Source organism: Terrisphaera buseokensis, assembly GCF_047521145.2.
Lineage (GTDB): Bacteria > Verrucomicrobiota > Verrucomicrobiia > Opitutales > Opitutaceae > ER46.
Map to the genome: position 1 here is coordinate 2,049,364 of NZ_CM134186.1, position 16,523 is coordinate 2,065,886.

Annotated in this window: 9 protein-coding genes; 6 read left to right on the plus strand and 3 right to left on the minus strand. The window is 66.4% G+C overall.

Annotated features, from left to right (window positions below):
- Positions 1-3 precede the first annotated feature (3 nt).
- Both lpxA and pdxA read left to right on the plus strand, forming a co-directional pair.
- On the plus strand, positions 4-771 hold the full coding sequence (gene lpxA / locus ACLJEU_RS07465) for an acyl-ACP--UDP-N-acetylglucosamine O-acyltransferase (RefSeq protein WP_414661979.1): 768 nt from the start codon (positions 4-6) through the stop codon (positions 769-771).
- The gene (gene pdxA, locus ACLJEU_RS07470; protein ID WP_414661980.1) at positions 771-1,724 is read left to right on the plus strand and encodes a 4-hydroxythreonine-4-phosphate dehydrogenase PdxA; all 954 of its coding nucleotides are present in this window, start codon (positions 771-773) and stop codon (positions 1,722-1,724) included. The genes lpxA and pdxA overlap by 1 nt, the downstream gene beginning before the upstream one ends.
- A gap of 12 nt (positions 1,725-1,736) precedes the next feature.
- Here the strand turns inward: pdxA and ACLJEU_RS07475 are convergent, their stop codons facing one another.
- Genes ACLJEU_RS07475 through ACLJEU_RS07485 form a run of 3 tightly spaced genes read right to left on the minus strand, consistent with a single transcriptional unit; the run spans position 1,737 to position 7,141 of the window.
- Entirely contained in the window at positions 1,737-4,055 is a 2,319-nt protein-coding gene (locus ACLJEU_RS07475; protein WP_414661981.1) for a PPC domain-containing protein, read from the minus strand.
- A 12-nt stretch (positions 4,056-4,067) separates the two neighbouring features.
- On the minus strand, positions 4,068-5,480 hold the full coding sequence (locus ACLJEU_RS07480) for a DUF1501 domain-containing protein (RefSeq protein WP_414661982.1): 1,413 nt from the start codon (positions 5,478-5,480) through the stop codon (positions 4,068-4,070).
- A gap of 26 nt (positions 5,481-5,506) precedes the next feature.
- Entirely contained in the window at positions 5,507-7,141 is a 1,635-nt protein-coding gene (locus tag ACLJEU_RS07485; protein ID WP_414661983.1) for a DUF1553 domain-containing protein, read from the minus strand.
- Positions 7,142-7,339: 198 nt separating this feature from the next.
- On the opposite strand from ACLJEU_RS07485, the gene ACLJEU_RS07490 reads away from it, so the two are divergent.
- The 4 genes from ACLJEU_RS07490 to ACLJEU_RS07505 all read left to right on the plus strand — a co-directional run bounded on the left by ACLJEU_RS07490 (position 7,340) and on the right by ACLJEU_RS07505 (position 16,210).
- The gene (locus ACLJEU_RS07490) at positions 7,340-8,485 is read left to right on the plus strand and encodes a RidA family protein (RefSeq protein WP_414661984.1); all 1,146 of its coding nucleotides are present in this window, start codon (positions 7,340-7,342) and stop codon (positions 8,483-8,485) included.
- Between the two features lie 168 nt (positions 8,486-8,653).
- Positions 8,654-9,898, plus strand: a complete 1,245-nt coding sequence (locus tag ACLJEU_RS07495; RefSeq protein ID WP_414661985.1) for an MdtA/MuxA family multidrug efflux RND transporter periplasmic adaptor subunit — start codon at positions 8,654-8,656, stop codon at positions 9,896-9,898.
- Complete coding sequence (locus tag ACLJEU_RS07500; protein WP_414661986.1) at positions 9,895-12,996, plus strand: MdtB/MuxB family multidrug efflux RND transporter permease subunit; 3,102 nt, start codon at positions 9,895-9,897, stop codon at positions 12,994-12,996. Before ACLJEU_RS07495 ends, ACLJEU_RS07500 begins: the two co-directional genes overlap by 4 nt.
- 118 nt (positions 12,997-13,114) lie before the next feature.
- Entirely contained in the window at positions 13,115-16,210 is a 3,096-nt protein-coding gene (locus ACLJEU_RS07505; protein WP_414661987.1) for an efflux RND transporter permease subunit, read from the plus strand.
- Positions 16,211-16,523: the final 313 nt, after the last annotated feature.

A 16,523-nucleotide genomic window follows, 5' to 3' on the forward strand; every position in this document is an offset into this window, starting at 1 on the left:
GCCATGCCCACGATTCATCCGACCGCGATCGTCGAGTCCGGCGCGCAACTGGGCGCCGACGTTGAAGTGATGGCCTACGCCGTCGTCACCAAGCACTGTGTGCTGGGCGACCGCGTCGTGGTGCATCCGTTCTGCGTCATCGGCGGGGATCCGCAGTACTTGAAATTCGACCGCGCGAGCGCGACGGGCGTTCGGATCGGGGCGGGCACCGTGCTGCGCGAACACGTGACGATCAACCGTTCCATCTATCCCGGGAAGGCCACCGTCGTCGGTGCGAACTGTTTTCTGATGGCGGCGAGTCATGTCGCCCACGATTGCGAGGTCGCCAATCATGCGGTGCTCGCCAACGCCGCCCTCCTGGCCGGCCACGTCAGCGTCGGCGAGCATACGTTTCTCGGCGGCGGCGCGGCGGTGCACCAGTTCTGCCGCATTGGCGAAAGCGTGATGGTGGCCGGTCACGCGTCGATCACGCGCGATGTCCCGCACTTCACCATGGTCGCGGATCGCGACGATGTCATCGGCTTCAATGCCGTCGGCCTGCGCCGTCGTGGCTTCAGTCGCGCCGCCATTGCGGAGCTGAAGTCGGCGTTCAAGGACGTGTATTTCACGTCCGGCAACATCCGCGAAGTCGCCGGCCAGCGCCTGGCGGCAAACGCGTTCGAAACGCCCGAGGCCCGTCGCTTCCTCGAGTTCTTTGCCGGCGGCAAACGCGGTTTCGCCCGGGCCCGCCGCGAGCGGCGCGCGGACGAACCACAAGCCGATCAAGCCTAGTGGTCGCGTTCAATCCCGTCTCCTCCGCCCTTGCGAAACCGCTGGCCCTGACCTGCGGCGACCCCGCTGGTGTCGGGCCTGAAATCATTGCGAGCTGGCTCGCGGCTCATCGCGACGCGGCGCGCGACGTGGCGGTGCTCGGACCGGCGCGATGGCTCCAGAATCTGGATACCGGCGCGCTGAAGGTTCCGATCGGGCTTGATGATTTCGAGCTCACGCCGGGGCAGCCGACGGGCGACGGCGCGCTGCTGGCGTGGGCCGCGATGGAGCGGGCCGCGGCCGGTTGCGCGGCGGGCGAATTCGCGGGCGTGGTCACGGGATCCGTCAGCAAGGAGCGGCTCGCGGCCGTCGGCTATCCGTTCCCGGGGCAAACAGAGTTTTTTGCCGCACGCTGGGGCGGAGAGCCCGTGATGGCTTTCAGCGGAGGAAAACTCCGGGTGGTGCTGGCGACATGGCATGTGCCGTTGCACGATGTGCCCGGATTGTTGGGACCTCACCTGCTGGCGCGCACGATTGCGGCGGCCCGCGATTTGTGCCAGGCCGAGGGTATTGCGACACCCCGGATCGGCGTGTGCGGACTGAATCCGCATGCGGGCGAGGGCGGGCTGCTTGGACACGAGGAGCGTGACTTGTTGAATCCGGAACTCGAACGCCTGCGCGCGGAGCATCCCGGGCTGTCGCGCTGCGAGCCGGGTGACACCCTCTTCGCGCGCGCGCTGCGCGGCGAGTTCGATGTCGTGATCGCGCTGTATCACGATCAGGGCCTCGCGCCGCTCAAAGTGATCGATTTTGACGAGGCGGTGAACGTGACGCTCGGCCTGCCCCACGTGCGCACGAGCCCGGATCACGGCACGGCGTTCGGTATCGCCGGCAAGGGCGTGGCGCGCGCGACGAGTTTTGCGAACGCCGTGGCCATGGCGCGACGGCTCGTGGCGCACCGCGCGGCGAAGTGACCGAGCGCGCGTTTACGTCGAGCGCGGGGGCGGAGCGACAATCTCGAACGGGATCGCCGGCGCGGTGGCCAGCGGTGCGCGCTGCGGTTGTTTGCCCGCCTTGGGCGCGCCGCGCTCGCCGAACGCATTGAGGATCAGATTGCCCTCGATCCCGGTTTTTGCCGAGGCGGCGTCGCATGCGATAACCACCTCGAAGCCGTCGCGCGTCAGGTTCGTCCGTTTTATGGATACGCCAGCCGGCGGCTCGCTCAGCTCGACGTGCACCTTGTTCAAGCCACGGGCCCCGGGATAGCTGAATTGGAGACGGGCTTCGCCGCCGGCGGTGAGACGCAACGGCGTGGAGTTCGCCGGACGCAGCGTGCTGCCGCGGCCGGAGACGTTGATCTTGAGTTCGCGGGCGGTGACAAGGTGACGGTACAGAAACGCCTGCATCATGTCGTCAGCCGGCGTCGCGCTGTGAAACACCGGCTGCTCGGCCGGCCCGCCGCGTCCGATCAGCCGCAGTCCGCACGGTTCCTCGAGCGGAGTCGCGGGCGCGGTGAGCGTCATCCGCACCTGATCCACACCCGGTGGAATCCGCGCGCCGCTCAGGCTGAAACCGCGCGGTGCATCCTTCAGCCCGAGGACGATCTCGCCCTTGAAACCATCACGGCGCAGCGCGAACACGGTGACTGGCACGCTGGCGCCGGCGCGGACGTTCAAGGTCGACGGCACCACCCGCAACTCGAAGTCCGGCTGTGGCGCGCCCACTTTCAATCGGTACGCAAAGTCCCGGCTGCCCCGATGCTGGGCATCGGTGAGGCGGAGAAAATACTTCCCGTCGGCCGGCAGCGTGAACGCGATCCGCGAGTCGGCATGATGCGTGATGAGGCCCGCGCCCTTGTCGTCCGCATCGTCGTTGAGCGCCAGGCTCCGGCCGGTGGCGTCGGTCAGCTCGATCACGGAATCCAGCGGCGATTGCAGGCGGCGGGCGAATACTTCGGCGACGATTTCCTGTCCGGCCCGGCCGTCGAAGACGAAGGTGTCGATGTCGTCAGGCGTCTCGATTCGACCGTTGACGATGGCGGGTAACGCCAGCGCCTGCGCCTCCTCGCGGCAGTTGTTGGCTTTGGCCGTTTCCAGCGTCTCGGCCTGGTGATCGATGGCAAAGCGCACCGGATTGGAGAGCCGGCCGCCGTTGCGCACGGCCAGCAGAAAGGTGCCGGCCGGCCGGTTCTCCGCGGGGATCGTCATGTGATCGGACGGCAGATTCCAGCCGTCGAGATCGAAGGTCGTCGTGGCCTGCGGGGCGCTGCCGAGTGGAAAGATGCCGGTGAGAAAGGGCAGTTCGCCCATCACGATGCGGTAGACGAAATCTTCGCGGCCGCGAAAAATCGAATCCTTGATCTCGACCGTGTACTCGCCGTCGACGGGGATCGTGCAGGCGATGACGGGATCCGGGTTGAAACGGTAGTCGTCGTCGTATGCGACCTCGCGTCCCTGCGGATCATAGAGCGCCAGGGTGGCTTGAAACCAGCCCGGCACCGCGTCGGCCAGATACGGAATCAAGGTGCGCGCGCTGGTCGCGAGCGTGAGTTTCTGGCCTTTGCGCGCGACAAAGCGGATGCGATCGACCTCGCCCGGCATGATTTGGCCGTTGACCACGGTGGGAAGCGTGACGGTGCGCGCTGACTTCTTCGCGGGACTGCGCAACGCCGCCTCGCGCGCCGCGGGTGAGGGCGGGGGAGTGGTGGAACCGGTCACGACCAGTTCGGTGGTTTCAGGGAGATCACTGACTTGAAACACGAGCGGATTGGAAAGTCCGGTGGTCGAGCGGACGCGAAACTCATAGTCGCCCGGGGCCGCTTCGGCGGGCAGCGTGACAAGGAGCAGCACGGTCTCCGCAATGGCGGGCGTGGCGAGCCGGGTGGGCCGTTTCGCGAGCAGCATCCGGAGTTCTTCCAGCTTCGCCTCGTCGTCGGCCGTCCATTCCGGCCGCGTCGCACCCGGCTTGGTGTCGGTGGCCGTCGCTTTCGACGCCGTCCGTTTCTCCTGCAACTCGGTTTGCTTTTCGCGGGCGTCGTTGACCTCCTTCTGCGTCAGCGGGCGATCGTAGCTCACTACTTTCGTCTTCACGCCCGGCAGCGAGAAGTAGGCGGCGTTGGCGCCGGCGAGAGACTGACCGCCGACGGAGACGACCAGCGTGGTGCCACGCTGTCCGCCCGCGGGATAGGCGTAACCGATGTTAGGCGCGGCGCGGCCCGAGGCGCCGAACAGCCACGGCCACACGATCATCAGCGTCGTGGTGGCTGCACGGCGCCCGAAACGGATCCGCCAGGAGGTGGAGTTCATGAGGGTGAGCGGTCACATGATTTCGCTGAGCCGGCCGCCGCGTTTCACGTCGGCCGCCACCGACGGGATGGCGCGCACGTCGAGACCCTCGGGATGCGGCAGTCGCGCCTCGGGATCGATGCCGAGCAATTCGTACATGCTGCCGATGAGATCGCAGGGGTGCACCGGCCGATCCTTCACTTCCTCGCCGCGCGCGTCGGACGCACCGACGACGTGACCGCCCTTGAAGCCGCCGCCGGCCACGAGCGCGGAGAACACCTTGCCGTAGTGGCCGCGACCGCCGTTCCACGGCGCCTCCCACAGCACCTTTGGCGTGCGGCCGAATTCGCCGCCCACCCACACCACGGTGTTTTCCAACAATCCCCGGGCCGACAGATCCTCGAGCAACGTCGCCACGCCGCGGTCGAGCTCAGGCAGCTTGCGGCGCATGATCGGGAAATGCTGCTTGTGCGTGTCCCAGCCCTTGTAGTTGATCGTCACATACGGCACGCCGCGCTCGACCAGCCGCCGCGCCATGAGGCACGACTGGCCGAAGGTGTTGCGCCCGTATTTTTCGCGGACGTCGTCCTTCTCCTGCGCGAGCTCGAAGACCTTCCCGGCATCGCCGAGAATCATCTCGTACGCATCCTGTTCGCACTGACCGAAGGCCGCGAGCCGCGGATCGCCGCGGGACGTCGCACGCTCGAGCGTGTTGAGTTGGTGCAACAGTTCCCGCCGCGCCCGCTGGCGTTCCTCGCTCAGTCCGGGGGCGACGACGCCCTCGACGAGGAAGCGAGGCGCGCCGGGATCGCCGCCGGTGGCGAACGGCTTGTAGCGCGGACCGAGGAAACCCGACTCGGAAAAGCGGCCCTGCAGCTCCGTCAGCACAATATAGGGCGGCAGGAGACCCTTGTAACCGGCGTCGTAACCCTTGAAGAGCGAGACGACGGCGCCGACGCCGGGAAAGACGTCGCGCCCGCCGGAGGCCCGGCCGGTCTGCACGGTGTAGGCCGCGGTTTCGTGCGCGTTGCTACCGTGGCTCATGCTGCGAATGAGAGCGTACTTGTCCGACTGCTTCGCGAGGAGCGGGAGGAGTTCGCAGATTTGCATCCCGGCGACATTGGTCCCGATCGGATTGGTCAGCGGGCCCGCGTAGTCGCTGCCGGCGGTGGGCTTCGGATCAAATGTATCCAGATGGCACGGACCGCCCCAGAGCCAGATCTGGATGACGGATTTCGCGCGGGGTTGGGGCGCTGCGACCACCGGGACGCGGGGCGCGGGCGCGGCCTGCATCAGGCCCGCCGCACCGAGCAGCGCGCCGGCGCCGCCCAGCAGGCCGAGACGGAGGGCGGACCGGCGCGTCATGCGCGGGTCATCGAGGGCAAACATCCGCAGTTCCGATTCGAGGTTCCAAAGGCGAGGATCGGAGCTGTGATGGAGGTTCATGGTCGGGGCGGTTGAAGTCGCGAAACCTAATGCCGGTACAGAAATTCGGCGCTGTTCACCAAGGCCCATGCGAGATCCTGCGCGGCCGTGCGGGCGTCCATGCCGGGCGCCTTCGCGTGGGCGAGGACGGTCGCGCGTTCCGGTTCGGTGGGTGGCCGGGAGAGGATGGTGTAGTAGAGACTGTCGATCACCTTGCGCGGGCCGGTGCGCGCGCGCAGCAACGCCTGGATTTTCGGGCCCTGCTCGATCTTCCGCCGCACGTGCGTCGAGTTCAGGAGGTGCAGGCGTTGCGGGGCGGTGACGCGATTGTTGCGCTCGGATTCGAGACCGGTGTCGCGGCCGGGCCGGCCAAAGGTCTCGAGAAACGCGCTCGTGATGCTGCCGTCCGGCAGGGCGATGGAACGTTGATCCTCGGGGATGAAGGTGAACGGCTCCGGGATCGCGCTGGTGTATTTCTCCGTTGTGCCGCTGATCTGGTTGAGCGCGTCGATCAGCACTTCGGCGTCGAGCCGGCGCAGCGGATAAGCCGCGAAGTTCGCCTCGGCCACGGCCCCCTCGCTCCGCGCGATCGAGGAAAACTGATACGTCGCCGAGGTGAGGATCAGTCGGAAAAGGCGCTTGAGGTCATAGCGGGCGGCCACGAGTTCGCGCTCGAGCGCGGCGAGGAGTTCCGCGTTGGCCGGCGGATTGTCGGGCCGGAAGTCGTCAGCCTCGTGCACGACGCCGCGGCCCAGGAACCAGGACCACACGCGATTCGCGATCGCGCGGGTGAACCACGGATTCTCCGGCGTGATCAGCCAGTCGGCAAACACCGCGCGCGGGTCGCGTCCGGCCGGGAGTTTCGCCGGTTGGCCGTCGGGAAATACCAGACACTCCGGGGCGAGCGCGGCCGCCTTGCCGGCATCGAAGGTAACGATCTCTTCTTTCCACTCGCCCGTGCCCTTGCGGCTGAGGCAGGAGAAAAAGACCGCCAGGTCCGCCCGCTGGCGCTCGGACCACTTTTCAGCGCGCACGCCCATGAAGGTCAGGGCGACGGTGCGCGCGATGGCGTCGGGTTCCTTGCTCTGCATCGCCCGGTAGAAATTCACCGGCCCGTCGCGAAAGTTGCTGCCGTTCGACGTGAGGAGCGTGCGCGCGAACTGATCGTACGGCAGGTTGTCGCGCACCGCGGTATAGATCCACCGGTGATACGCCTGGGCGGCGTTCGGCCAGAGATTGATCGGGAACTCCGCTTTCACGCGCAGCAGTTCGCTCCACTTCATTGACCAGAAATCCGTGAACTCATCGCGCGCGAGCAGCGCGTCGATCAGCGCGGTGCGCTTGGCGGGATCCTTGCTCTGGAGAAACTGCCGCGTTTCGGCTGCGGTGGGGAGCGTGCCGATGACATCGATGAAGACCCGACGCACGAACACGGCGTCGCTGCACTCGCGGGCGGGTTCCAGGCCCAGGCGCTGCAATTGCGCGAAGACAGCCCGGTCGAGGCTCGTCCGGGGCGCGGCGGCAACGGTGCGCTCGTACGGATTGGCCGCCGGCACCACGGCGGCGGCGTGGGCGCGATGCGTCCAGGCGGCCGCGGCGAGGGCGAAAACCCAAAACCACCAGAACGAGACCCGAAACGGAATCCGAAGCCACGTGAGGTGATGGAGCGCGAAGCTGAACATGAGTGTAAGTCCAAATCGCTGCGGCGCGCGGGAGGCGTGCGTCCCCGGCAGTGACGCCGTCGTGAGTCCGCCGCTACCAACAATCGCGCCATTGCATCACTTCTAATGGGCCGCATGCGCCCGCGTGCTACCGGGTCCTTGGGCCGGCCGATTTGAAACGGGCCGTAACGCCGACGCCGACCTGTCGTCTGCGGGCCCATGACTTCACCGCAACTCGCGTTGGCGGCATCCGGAACAGGCCGGGTGTCAGCGCAGACCGGAGTCCTGGCATCGGGCGCGACGAAGCTGTCGCCGGAGTTTATCGTGACGGAGCGGCCGCGACCCGGCGAACCCGTGGCGGCCGTGTTTCACCGTCTGGCGGGCCAGCTGGCTGCGTCCGAGGCGGATCTGTTGAGTCTCATGCTGTACGGATCGATCGCAGCGCGCGACGAGGTGGAACGGGCGATGACGTCGGCCCTGGGTGCGAGCGCCTGGCCGGTCACCTGGGTCGAGTGTGCCAGCTGCGACGGCTCGATCCTCGCCGGGGTGCAGGCTTTCGCGGTGAGTGGCCGGCCGGTGACCCGCATCCAGCTCGGCAGCCGGATTGTGGCGTCGGTGTACGAGGATGCCGGCGCCCGGCATTGCCTGCTCGGCGGACTCGGGCCGAACGCCATCTCGCTGCGGCCGCCGGCCCAGGTGCAACAGATGTTCGGTAACCTGGAATGTGCGTTGGACCGCGCGGGGTTTGCGCTGCGCGACGTGGTCCGGACGTGGTTCTACAACGAGGACATTCTCTCGTGGTACGGTGAGTTCAACCGCGTGCGCACGGCGCTGTACAACGACGTGAAGTGGCGCACGGGTTCGCTGCCGGCCAGCACCGGCATCGGAGCGCGCAACCCCGCCGGATCGGCGCTGGTCGTCGCGGCGCGCGCGATGCGGCCGCTCGATGTCTCGGCGTCCGCCCGCGAAATCGGTTCGCCGCTGCAATGCCCGGCGCCCGCTTATGGCAGTGCGTTTGCGCGGGCGATGGAAGTGCAGTCGGGCGACTGGCGCTGGCTCTCGATTTCCGGCACGGCGAGTATTCATCCCGGCGGCAAGACCGCCTGGGTCGGCAATCCGAAGAAACAGATCGACCTCACGATGGAAGTCGTGGGCGCGATCCTCCAGTCCCGGGCCATGAACTTCAGCGATGTCACGCGCGCGACCGCCTACTACCGCGATCCGCAGTATCTGGCGTTCTTCGCGGCCTGGTGCGCCGAACGCGATCTGCAGGCGATGCCGGTGGTCAACACCCACGCCATTGTGTGCCGCGACGACCTGCTCTTCGAGATTGAGGTCGACGCGAGTGTCTCGGGCCGGCGGTAAACCGGCTTGGCCGGAGGGCGCGGAGCGTGGCTGCGACGCCGGCGCCCGTTGGCTCCCGGATCGGGTGGACACGAAAGTTCGTCGGAAAATCCTAGCAACGGTTTGGGCAACGTGGTCGTCTGGCCGTCCACCACGGGCAGTGCGCCCGCGGGATTTCCCATTTCTGACATGTCACACCCTCCTCCCGCCCGTCGTCGCTGGTTTCTGTATGGCCTGGTCGCGCTGATTTTCGCCGCCGGCGTCTGGTATTTCGGGTTCCGGGCGGAGGTGCCCAAGCCGACGGGTGGCATGAGCTTTCGTTCCAGCCGGAAGAGCAACGCCGCCATTCCGGTGCGGGCCGAAGCCGCCCGCAAGACCACCCTGGCGGTCCAGCTCCGCGCCATCGGCACGGTCGTACCGCTGAACATCGTGTCCGTGCGCAGCCGCGTGGAAGGCCAGTTGCTGCGGGTGGCCTTCGAGGAAGGCCAGCAGGTCACGCAAGGCCAGCTGCTCGCCGAGATCGATCCGCTGCCGTACAAGATTCGCCTGTCCCAGATGGAGGCCCAGCAGCGCCAGAATCAGGCGCAGCTCAATACCGCGAAGGCGGACTTGGAGCGCTTCAAGCAGTTGCACGCCCAAAATCTCGTCACCCAGCAGCAACTCGACACGCAGCAGTCGCTGGTGGTCGAACGCGAAGGCGCGGTCGCCGCGGAGCAGGCGCTGGTCGACGACGCGCGCCGCCAGCTCGCCTACACCAAGGTCGAGGCGCCCATCGCGGGCCGGCTGGGCTTGCGGCAGATGGATGTGGGCAATCTCGTGCGTCCCGGCGATGCCAACGGCCTGGTGGTGATCACGCAGACGCGCCCGATCGCCGTGCTGTTTACCGTGCCCGAGAATGACCTGCAGAAAGTGGTCGAGCCGCTGCGCGCGGGCAACGAACTCGTCGTCGAAGCCTGGGATCGCAACGACGCGAAACAGCTCGCGACCGGCGTGCTCAAGACCGTCGACAACCAGATTGATCTTTCCACCGGCACGCTGCGATTGAAGGCCGAGTTTCCCAACGCCGACGAATCGCTCTTCCCGAATCAGTTCGTGAATGTCCGGCTCCGCGTGCGCACGCTGCCGGACGCCCTCGTGGTGCCGGCGCAGGCGGTGCAGTTCGGTTCGCGCGGCACCTATGTGTACGTCGCCAACGCCGAGTTGAAGGCGACGGTGCGCGATGTCGTGCTCGGGCCGTCCGACGGCCCCAATCAATCGATCACGAAAGGCCTCGAGGCCGGCGAACTGGTCGTTACCGAGGGCGTGGATCGTCTGCGCGAAGGCCGGATTGTCGTGCTCGTCGGCGACGAGTCCGCGCCCGCGGCCAAGAGCGGCAAGGGCGGCGAGAAAGGGGAGAAGGGCAAGCGCGGCGAGAAAGCCAAGAAGGACAAATGAGTCCCTCTCGTCTCTTCATTCTCCGGCCCGTCGCGACCAGCCTGCTGATGGTCGCGCTGCTGCTGTCGGGCATCATCGCCTACCGGCTCCTGCCGGTTTCGGCGCTGCCGCAGGTCGATTTCCCGACGATCCAGATCTTCACGTTCTATCCGGGCGCGAGCCCGACCGTGATGGCGAGCTCGGTCACGGCGCCGTTGGAACGGCGTTTCGGCCAGATCCCCGGCGTGAACCAAATGTCGTCGTCCAGTTCCGGCGGCGCCTCGGTCATCACGCTCCAGTTCGCCCTGCAGGTTTCGATGGGCGTGGCCGAACAGGAAGTGCAGGCCGCCATCAACGCTGCCGACAATCTCCTGCCGAACGATCTCCCGGTGCCGCCGATCTACCGCAAGGTGAATCCGGCCGACACCCCGATCATGACCATCGCGGTGACGTCGGCCACGCTGCCGCTGCCGCAGGTGCATGACTTGGTGGATACGCGCGTCGCGCAGAAACTCGCCCAGATTCCGGGCGTCGGCATGGTGAGCCTCGCCGGCGGCCAGCGTCCGGCCGTGCGCATTCAGGTCAATCCCGGCGAACTCGCCCAGCGCGGTCTGAATCTCTCCGATGTGCGCACCGCGATCGGCGCGGCCAGCGTCAACGGTCCCAAGGGGACGTTCGACGGCCCGGCCCGCACCGTGCTGATGGACGCCAACGACCAGCTCCGCTCGGTCGAGGAGTACCGCAATCTGATCATCGCGTGGCGCAATGGCGCCCCGCTGCGGCTCGGTGATGTCGCCACGATTGTGAACGCCGCCGAGGATCGGCGGCTCGCGGCGTGGACCGACAACCTGCCCGCGGTGCTTATCAACGTGCAGCGCCAGCCCGGCGCCAACGTGATCGAAGTCGTGGATCGGGTGCAGGCGCTCCTGCCGCAACTGGGATCGAGCCTGCCCGCGGCCGTCGATTTGGCCGTGTTGACGGATCGCACGCAGAGCATTCGCGCCTCGGTGCGTTCGGTGCAGCACGAGCTGATTTTCGCGATTGGTCTCGTGGTGCTCGTGACGTTCCTGTTCCTCCGCAACTTTGCGGCCACGGTCATTCCCAGCATCGCGGTGCCGCTGTCGCTCGTGGGCACGTTTGGCGTGATGTACCTCGCGGGTTACTCGCTGAACATTCTCACGCTGATGGCGCTGACCATCGCGACCGGTTTCGTCGTCGACGATGCGATCGTGATGTTGGAAAACATCGCGCGCTACCGCGAACTCGGCCACTCGCCGATGGAGGCGGCGCTCAAGGGCGCCTCGCAAATCGGTTTCACGCTGGTGTCGCTGACGGTGTCGCTCATCGCCGTGCTGATCCCGCTGCTGTTCATGGGCGAGGTGGTCGGGCGGCTGTTCCACGAGTTCGCGATCACGCTGGCGGTCTCGATTCTGATTTCGCTCGTCGTGTCGCTGACGCTCACGCCGATGATGTGCGCGCGCATGCTGCCGGAGCACAAGGCGGAGACCAAGGCGGGGCTGCTCGACAAGGTGATCGCGCGCTACGGCGTGTGGCTCGACTGGGTGCTGCGACATCAGAAGCTCACGCTGCTCGTGACGGTCGGCACGATGGCGCTGACGGCGGCGCTGTATCTCGTCGTGCCGAAGGGCTTTTTCCCCGTGCAGGACAACGCGGCCATCCAAGCCGTGACCGAGGCCCCGCAGTCGATTTCGTTTTCCGCGATGGCGGAGCGCCAGCAGGCGCTGGCGGCGAAGCTCCTCGAGGATCCGGCGGTCTCGAGTTTGTCGTCCTTCATCGGCGTCGACGGCACCAACGCCACGCTCAACAGCGGGCGCATGCTGATCAATCTCAAGCCGCATGGCGAACGCAGTGACTCGGCGTTGAAGATCATCGAGCGGATGCGCGAACAGGCGCGCAGCGTTCCGGGCATCACCGTTTATCTGCAGCCGGTGCAGGAGCTCACGATCGAGGATCGCGTGAGCCGCACGCAATTCCAGTTCACGCTGACGAGCCCCGACGAAAAGCTCCTCTACGAGTGGGTGCCGCAACTCGTCGAGCACCTGCAGGGCCTCCCGCAGCTGGCCGACGTGGCGAGCGATCTGCAGAACGAGGGCCTGCAGGCCTTCCTGGAAATTGATCGCGACGCCGCCAGCCGGCTCGGCGTGTCGGTCGCCGACATTGACGACGCGCTCTACAGCGCCTTCGGCCAGCGGCAGATTTCCACGCTCTTCACCCAGGCGAGCCAGTACCGCGTCGTGCTCGAGGTGGACCCCAAGCTCGCGGTCGGGCCGCAGGCGCTGACGAGCATTTTTGTCCGCACGCGCGGCGGCCGCCCGGTGCCGCTGTCCAGCATCGCGCGGGTGAGCGAGCGGCCCACGACGCTCCTGATTAATCACGTCGGCCAGTTCCCCGCGGTGACGATATCCTTCAACCTCGGATCGCGTGCGTCCCTTGGCGACGCGGTGAAGGCGATTGAACGCTCCGCCACCGAACTCGCGCTGCCGCCGGCCGTCGAGATGCGGTTCCAGGGCGCGGCGCACGCGTTTCGGGCGTCGCTCTCGAGCACACTCCTGCTCGTCCTCGCGGCCGTCGTCACGATGTACATCGTGCTCGGCATCCTCTACGAGAGCAGCATCCATCCGATCACGATTCTCTCGACGCTGCCGTCGGCGACGGTCGGCGCGCTGCTCGCGCTGTGGATTACGGGCCGGCCCCTGGACATGATCGCGATCATCGGCATCGTGCTGCTCATCGGCCTCGTGAAGAAAAACGGCATCATGATGGTGGACTTTGCCCTCGAGGCCACGCGCCAGCAGGGCTTGTCGCCGCGCGATGCCATTCACCAGGCGGCGTTGCTGCGCTTCCGTCCGATCCTCATGACCACGCTGGCGGCGCTCTTCGGCGCGTTGCCGCTCATGTTGTCGACCGGTTCCGGCGCGGAGCTGCGCCAGCCGCTGGGTCTCGTGATGGTCGGCGGCCTGCTGGTCAGCCAGGTGCTGACGCTCTTCACCACGCCGGTGGTTTATCTCTTCTTCGATCGTATCGCCAAGAGCCCGCAGCGTCGGCGCGCACCCGCTCCGGCTGTCGCCGGAAAACTCAAGCCGGTGGAAACCGCATGAACCGCGTCCCTGCAGCGCCGCCACCCGTAGCTACGAGCAACCGCGAGTGGCCGCATTCGTGCGTGCGTTCCTGTCGGCCACTCGTGGGCGCTCGTAGCCACTTTACGGAGACCGCGCGATGAACCTTTCCCGCCCGTTTGTCCGCCGTCCGGTGGCGAGCTCGCTGATCGCAGTCGCGCTCGTGCTGGTGGGCGCGCTGGCCTACGGGCTGTTGCCGGTGTCGCCGCTGCCGCAGGTGGATTTCCCCTCGATCCGCGTGAGCGCGTCGTTGCCGGGCGCCAGTCCGGAGACGATGGCCGCGAGCGTGGCGGCGCCGCTCGAGCGTGCGCTCGGCAGCATCGCGGGCGTCACGGGTATCTACTCGGACAGCCGGCAGGGCAATGCCGGCATCTACATGGAGTTTGCGATGGGTCGAAACATCGACGCCGCAGCCCGCGACGTGCAGGCCGCGATCAACGCCGCGCGCGGGCAGCTGCCGGCGGGCATGCCCGGCAATCCCACCTTCCGGAAATCCAATTCCTCGCTCGCGCCGATCATGGCGCTGGCGTTGAGCTCGCCGAATCTCGCCCCGGGTGCGTTGTACGACACGGCGTCCACCATTCTCGCCCAGAAGATCGCGCAGATCTCGGGCGTCGGCGAAGTCTCGGTGGGCGGCAGTTCGCTGCCCGCCGTGCGCGTGCAGCTGAATCCGCACGCGCTGGCCCATTACGGTATCGCACTCGACGAAGTGCGCCGCGCGATCAGCACCACCAATTCGCTGCGGCCGCGCGGCACGGTCGAGGACGGCAACCGGCTTTGGGAGGTGCAGATCAACAATCCGCAGCTGCGGCGCGCGGCGGAGTACATGCCGCTCGTGATTCGTTACCGCGACGGCGCGCCCGTGCGGCTCGGTGATGTCGCCAAGGTCAGCGACTCGGTCGAGGATCGTTTCAGCCTGGGCTTCCACAACGATCAGCCGGCGGTGCTGCTGCAAATCAGCCGCCAGCCCGGTGCGAACATGATCGCGACCATTGACGCGATCACGAAGCAGCTGCCGACGTTGCGGGCGCTGATTCCGGCCGACGCGAATCTTGAAGTGGTGATGGATCGATCGCCCGGCATTCGGGCGACGCTCTATGAATCGCAGAAGACTTTGGTCATTGCGGCCGGACTCGTGATGCTGGTGGTGTTTCTCTTCCTCGGCAGCGCGCGCGCCGCGCTCATTCCTTGCCTTGCGATTCCGGTTTCGGTGATCGGTACGTTCGGCATCATGTACCTGTACGGCTTCTCGCTGAACAACCTTTCGCTGATGGCGCTGATTGTCGCCGCCGGTCTGGTGGTCGACGACGCCATCGTGGTGCTGGAAAACATCACGCGCCACATCGAGCGCGGCTTGTCACCCTTCCGCGCGGCGATGCGCGGCTCCGGTGAAGTCGGCTTCACGCTGCTGGCGATGAACCTTTCGCTGGTGGCCGTGTTCATCTCGATTCTTTTCATGGGCGGACTGGTCGAGCGGCTCTTCCGGGAGTTTTCGATCACGCTCGCGGCGGCGATGCTGGTGTCGCTCGTGATTTCACTGACGCTGACCCCGACGCTGTGCGCGCGGTGGTTGGTCAAGAAGGATGAGGGCCCGCCGAGCTGGTTCCGCAACAAGACCGATGCGGCCTTCGATGCAGTGAAACGCTTCTATTCGCAGTCGCTCGACTGGGTGCTGCGCCACGCGACGCTCACGCTCATCATCCTGATTGGGACAATCGCGTTGAATGTTTCACTGTACGTGAAAATCCCGAAAGGGTTTCTGCCGACGCAGGACACCGGGCAGCTGTTCGCGTTTGCGCGCGGCGACGATGCGTTCTCGTACCAGCTCATGGAGCCGAAAATCCAGACATACCGGAAGCACGTCATGGCGGATCCCGCGGTGCTTGATGTCATCGGTTCCGCCGGCGGCCAGTCGGGCCTGCAGAACGCCCGCATGATGGTGCGCCTGAAGCCGCTCAAGGAGCGCAACGTCTCCGCCCAGGACGTCGTCAACCGGCTGCGCACCGGCGCGCCTGTCGTGGCAGGCGGCCAGTTGTATTCCTACGTCGCGCAGGACATCGACGCGCCGCGCACGTCGGAGTCGGGGTCGTACGACCTCGCGCTGATGGCCGGCGAGGTGTCATTGCTCCGCAAGTGGCTGCCGAAGATTTCCGAAGCGATGCGCGACCTCCCGGAACTCGTCGACGTCGATACACCGACCGAGGGCGGCTCGTCCCAGGTCACGCTGCATATCGACCGCGAGGCGGCGCGCCGGCTCGGCGTGGACATGCAGATGATTTCGCAGGTACTGAACAGTTCGTTCAGCCAGCGCCAGATTGCGACGCTGTACGATCGCCTGAACCAATACCGCGTGATCATGGAACTGGAGCCGCAGTTCACCGCGGATCCGGCCGTGCTCGAGCAGGTGCAGGTCATCGCGGCTGACGGATCGCGCGTGCCGCTGTCGGCCTTCACGCGTTATGATTACGCGCTGGTCGAGGACCGCGTGCGGCACCGCAGCCAGTTTGCCTCGGAAAACATCGGTTTCTCCCTCGCCGAAGGCGTGTCGCTCGAGGAAGGCCTCGCGGCCATCGAGCAGGCGATGGCGAAGATCATGTTGCCGACGGAAGTCCAGGCGCGCCTGTCCGGCTCCGCGCAGACCTTTCAAAAGACGCTGCAGAACCAGCCGTTCCTCATCCTCGGCGTGCTCGTGGCCGTGTATCTCGTGCTCGGCGTGCTCTACGAGAGCCTCATCCATCCGTTGACGATTTTGTCGACGCTCCCGTCGGCGGGCTTGGGCGCGCTGCTGGTGCTGCGGCTCACCGGCACCGAGTTCACCCTGATCGCGCTGCTCGGCTTGTTCCTGCTGATCGGCATCGTGATGAAGAACGCCATTCTCATGATCGATTTCGCGATCGCCACGGAGCGGCGCAATGAGCTCACGCCGAAGGAGGCGATCTTCGAGGCGGCGGTGATGCGGCTGCGTCCAATCCTGATGACCAACATCGCCGCGCTGCTCGGTGCGCTGCCGCTGGTACTTGCGACCGGTGAAGGCGTGGAAATGCGCCGCCCGCTCGGCCTCGCGATCGTCGGCGGCCTGGCCGTGAGCCAGCTGCTCACGTTGTACACCGTGCCCGTGGTTTACCTGTGGCTCGATCGCGTGCGGCTGAAATTCAAGCGTGAGCGCGCGGTGGTGTTGCGTGAAGTGACGACCTGACTCGTCCGACCGGCCGAACTGAAAATCGGGTGGCAACGAGCGCCCGAGCAACCACGCGTTGCCCGCGAATCACGCGAACGAACGCGAACGAACGCGTATGAGCCGAAGGCCGATCAACCGATCCCGCGATGAACGTGGGTGAATCAATGCGTGGTTTGATACCAATCGCTCTTTGCCTTTGGACTTTAGCCGTGGCTACGAGCGCCAGCGAGTGGTCGTTCGGCCACTCGCTGGCGCTCGTAGCCACGATCGATCCAGAAGTCCAAAAGCAAGGAGCGATTGGTATGATTCACCTCTGAATTCGCGTCCGTTC

Coding starts and splice junctions, on each gene's coding strand:
- lpxA (WP_414661979.1), top strand. CDS start 4: ATGCCCACGATTCATCCGACCGCGATCGTCGAGTCCGGCGCGCAACTG.
- ACLJEU_RS07475 (WP_414661981.1), bottom strand. CDS start 4,055: ATGAACTCCACCTCCTGGCGGATCCGTTTCGGGCGCCGTGCAGCCACC.
- ACLJEU_RS07480 (WP_414661982.1), bottom strand. CDS start 5,480: ATGAACCTCCATCACAGCTCCGATCCTCGCCTTTGGAACCTCGAATCG.
- ACLJEU_RS07485 (WP_414661983.1), bottom strand. CDS start 7,141: ATGTTCAGCTTCGCGCTCCATCACCTCACGTGGCTTCGGATTCCGTTT.
- ACLJEU_RS07490 (WP_414661984.1), top strand. CDS start 7,340: ATGACTTCACCGCAACTCGCGTTGGCGGCATCCGGAACAGGCCGGGTG.
- ACLJEU_RS07495 (WP_414661985.1), top strand. CDS start 8,654: ATGTCACACCCTCCTCCCGCCCGTCGTCGCTGGTTTCTGTATGGCCTG.
- ACLJEU_RS07500 (WP_414661986.1), top strand. CDS start 9,895: ATGAGTCCCTCTCGTCTCTTCATTCTCCGGCCCGTCGCGACCAGCCTG.
- ACLJEU_RS07505 (WP_414661987.1), top strand. CDS start 13,115: ATGAACCTTTCCCGCCCGTTTGTCCGCCGTCCGGTGGCGAGCTCGCTG.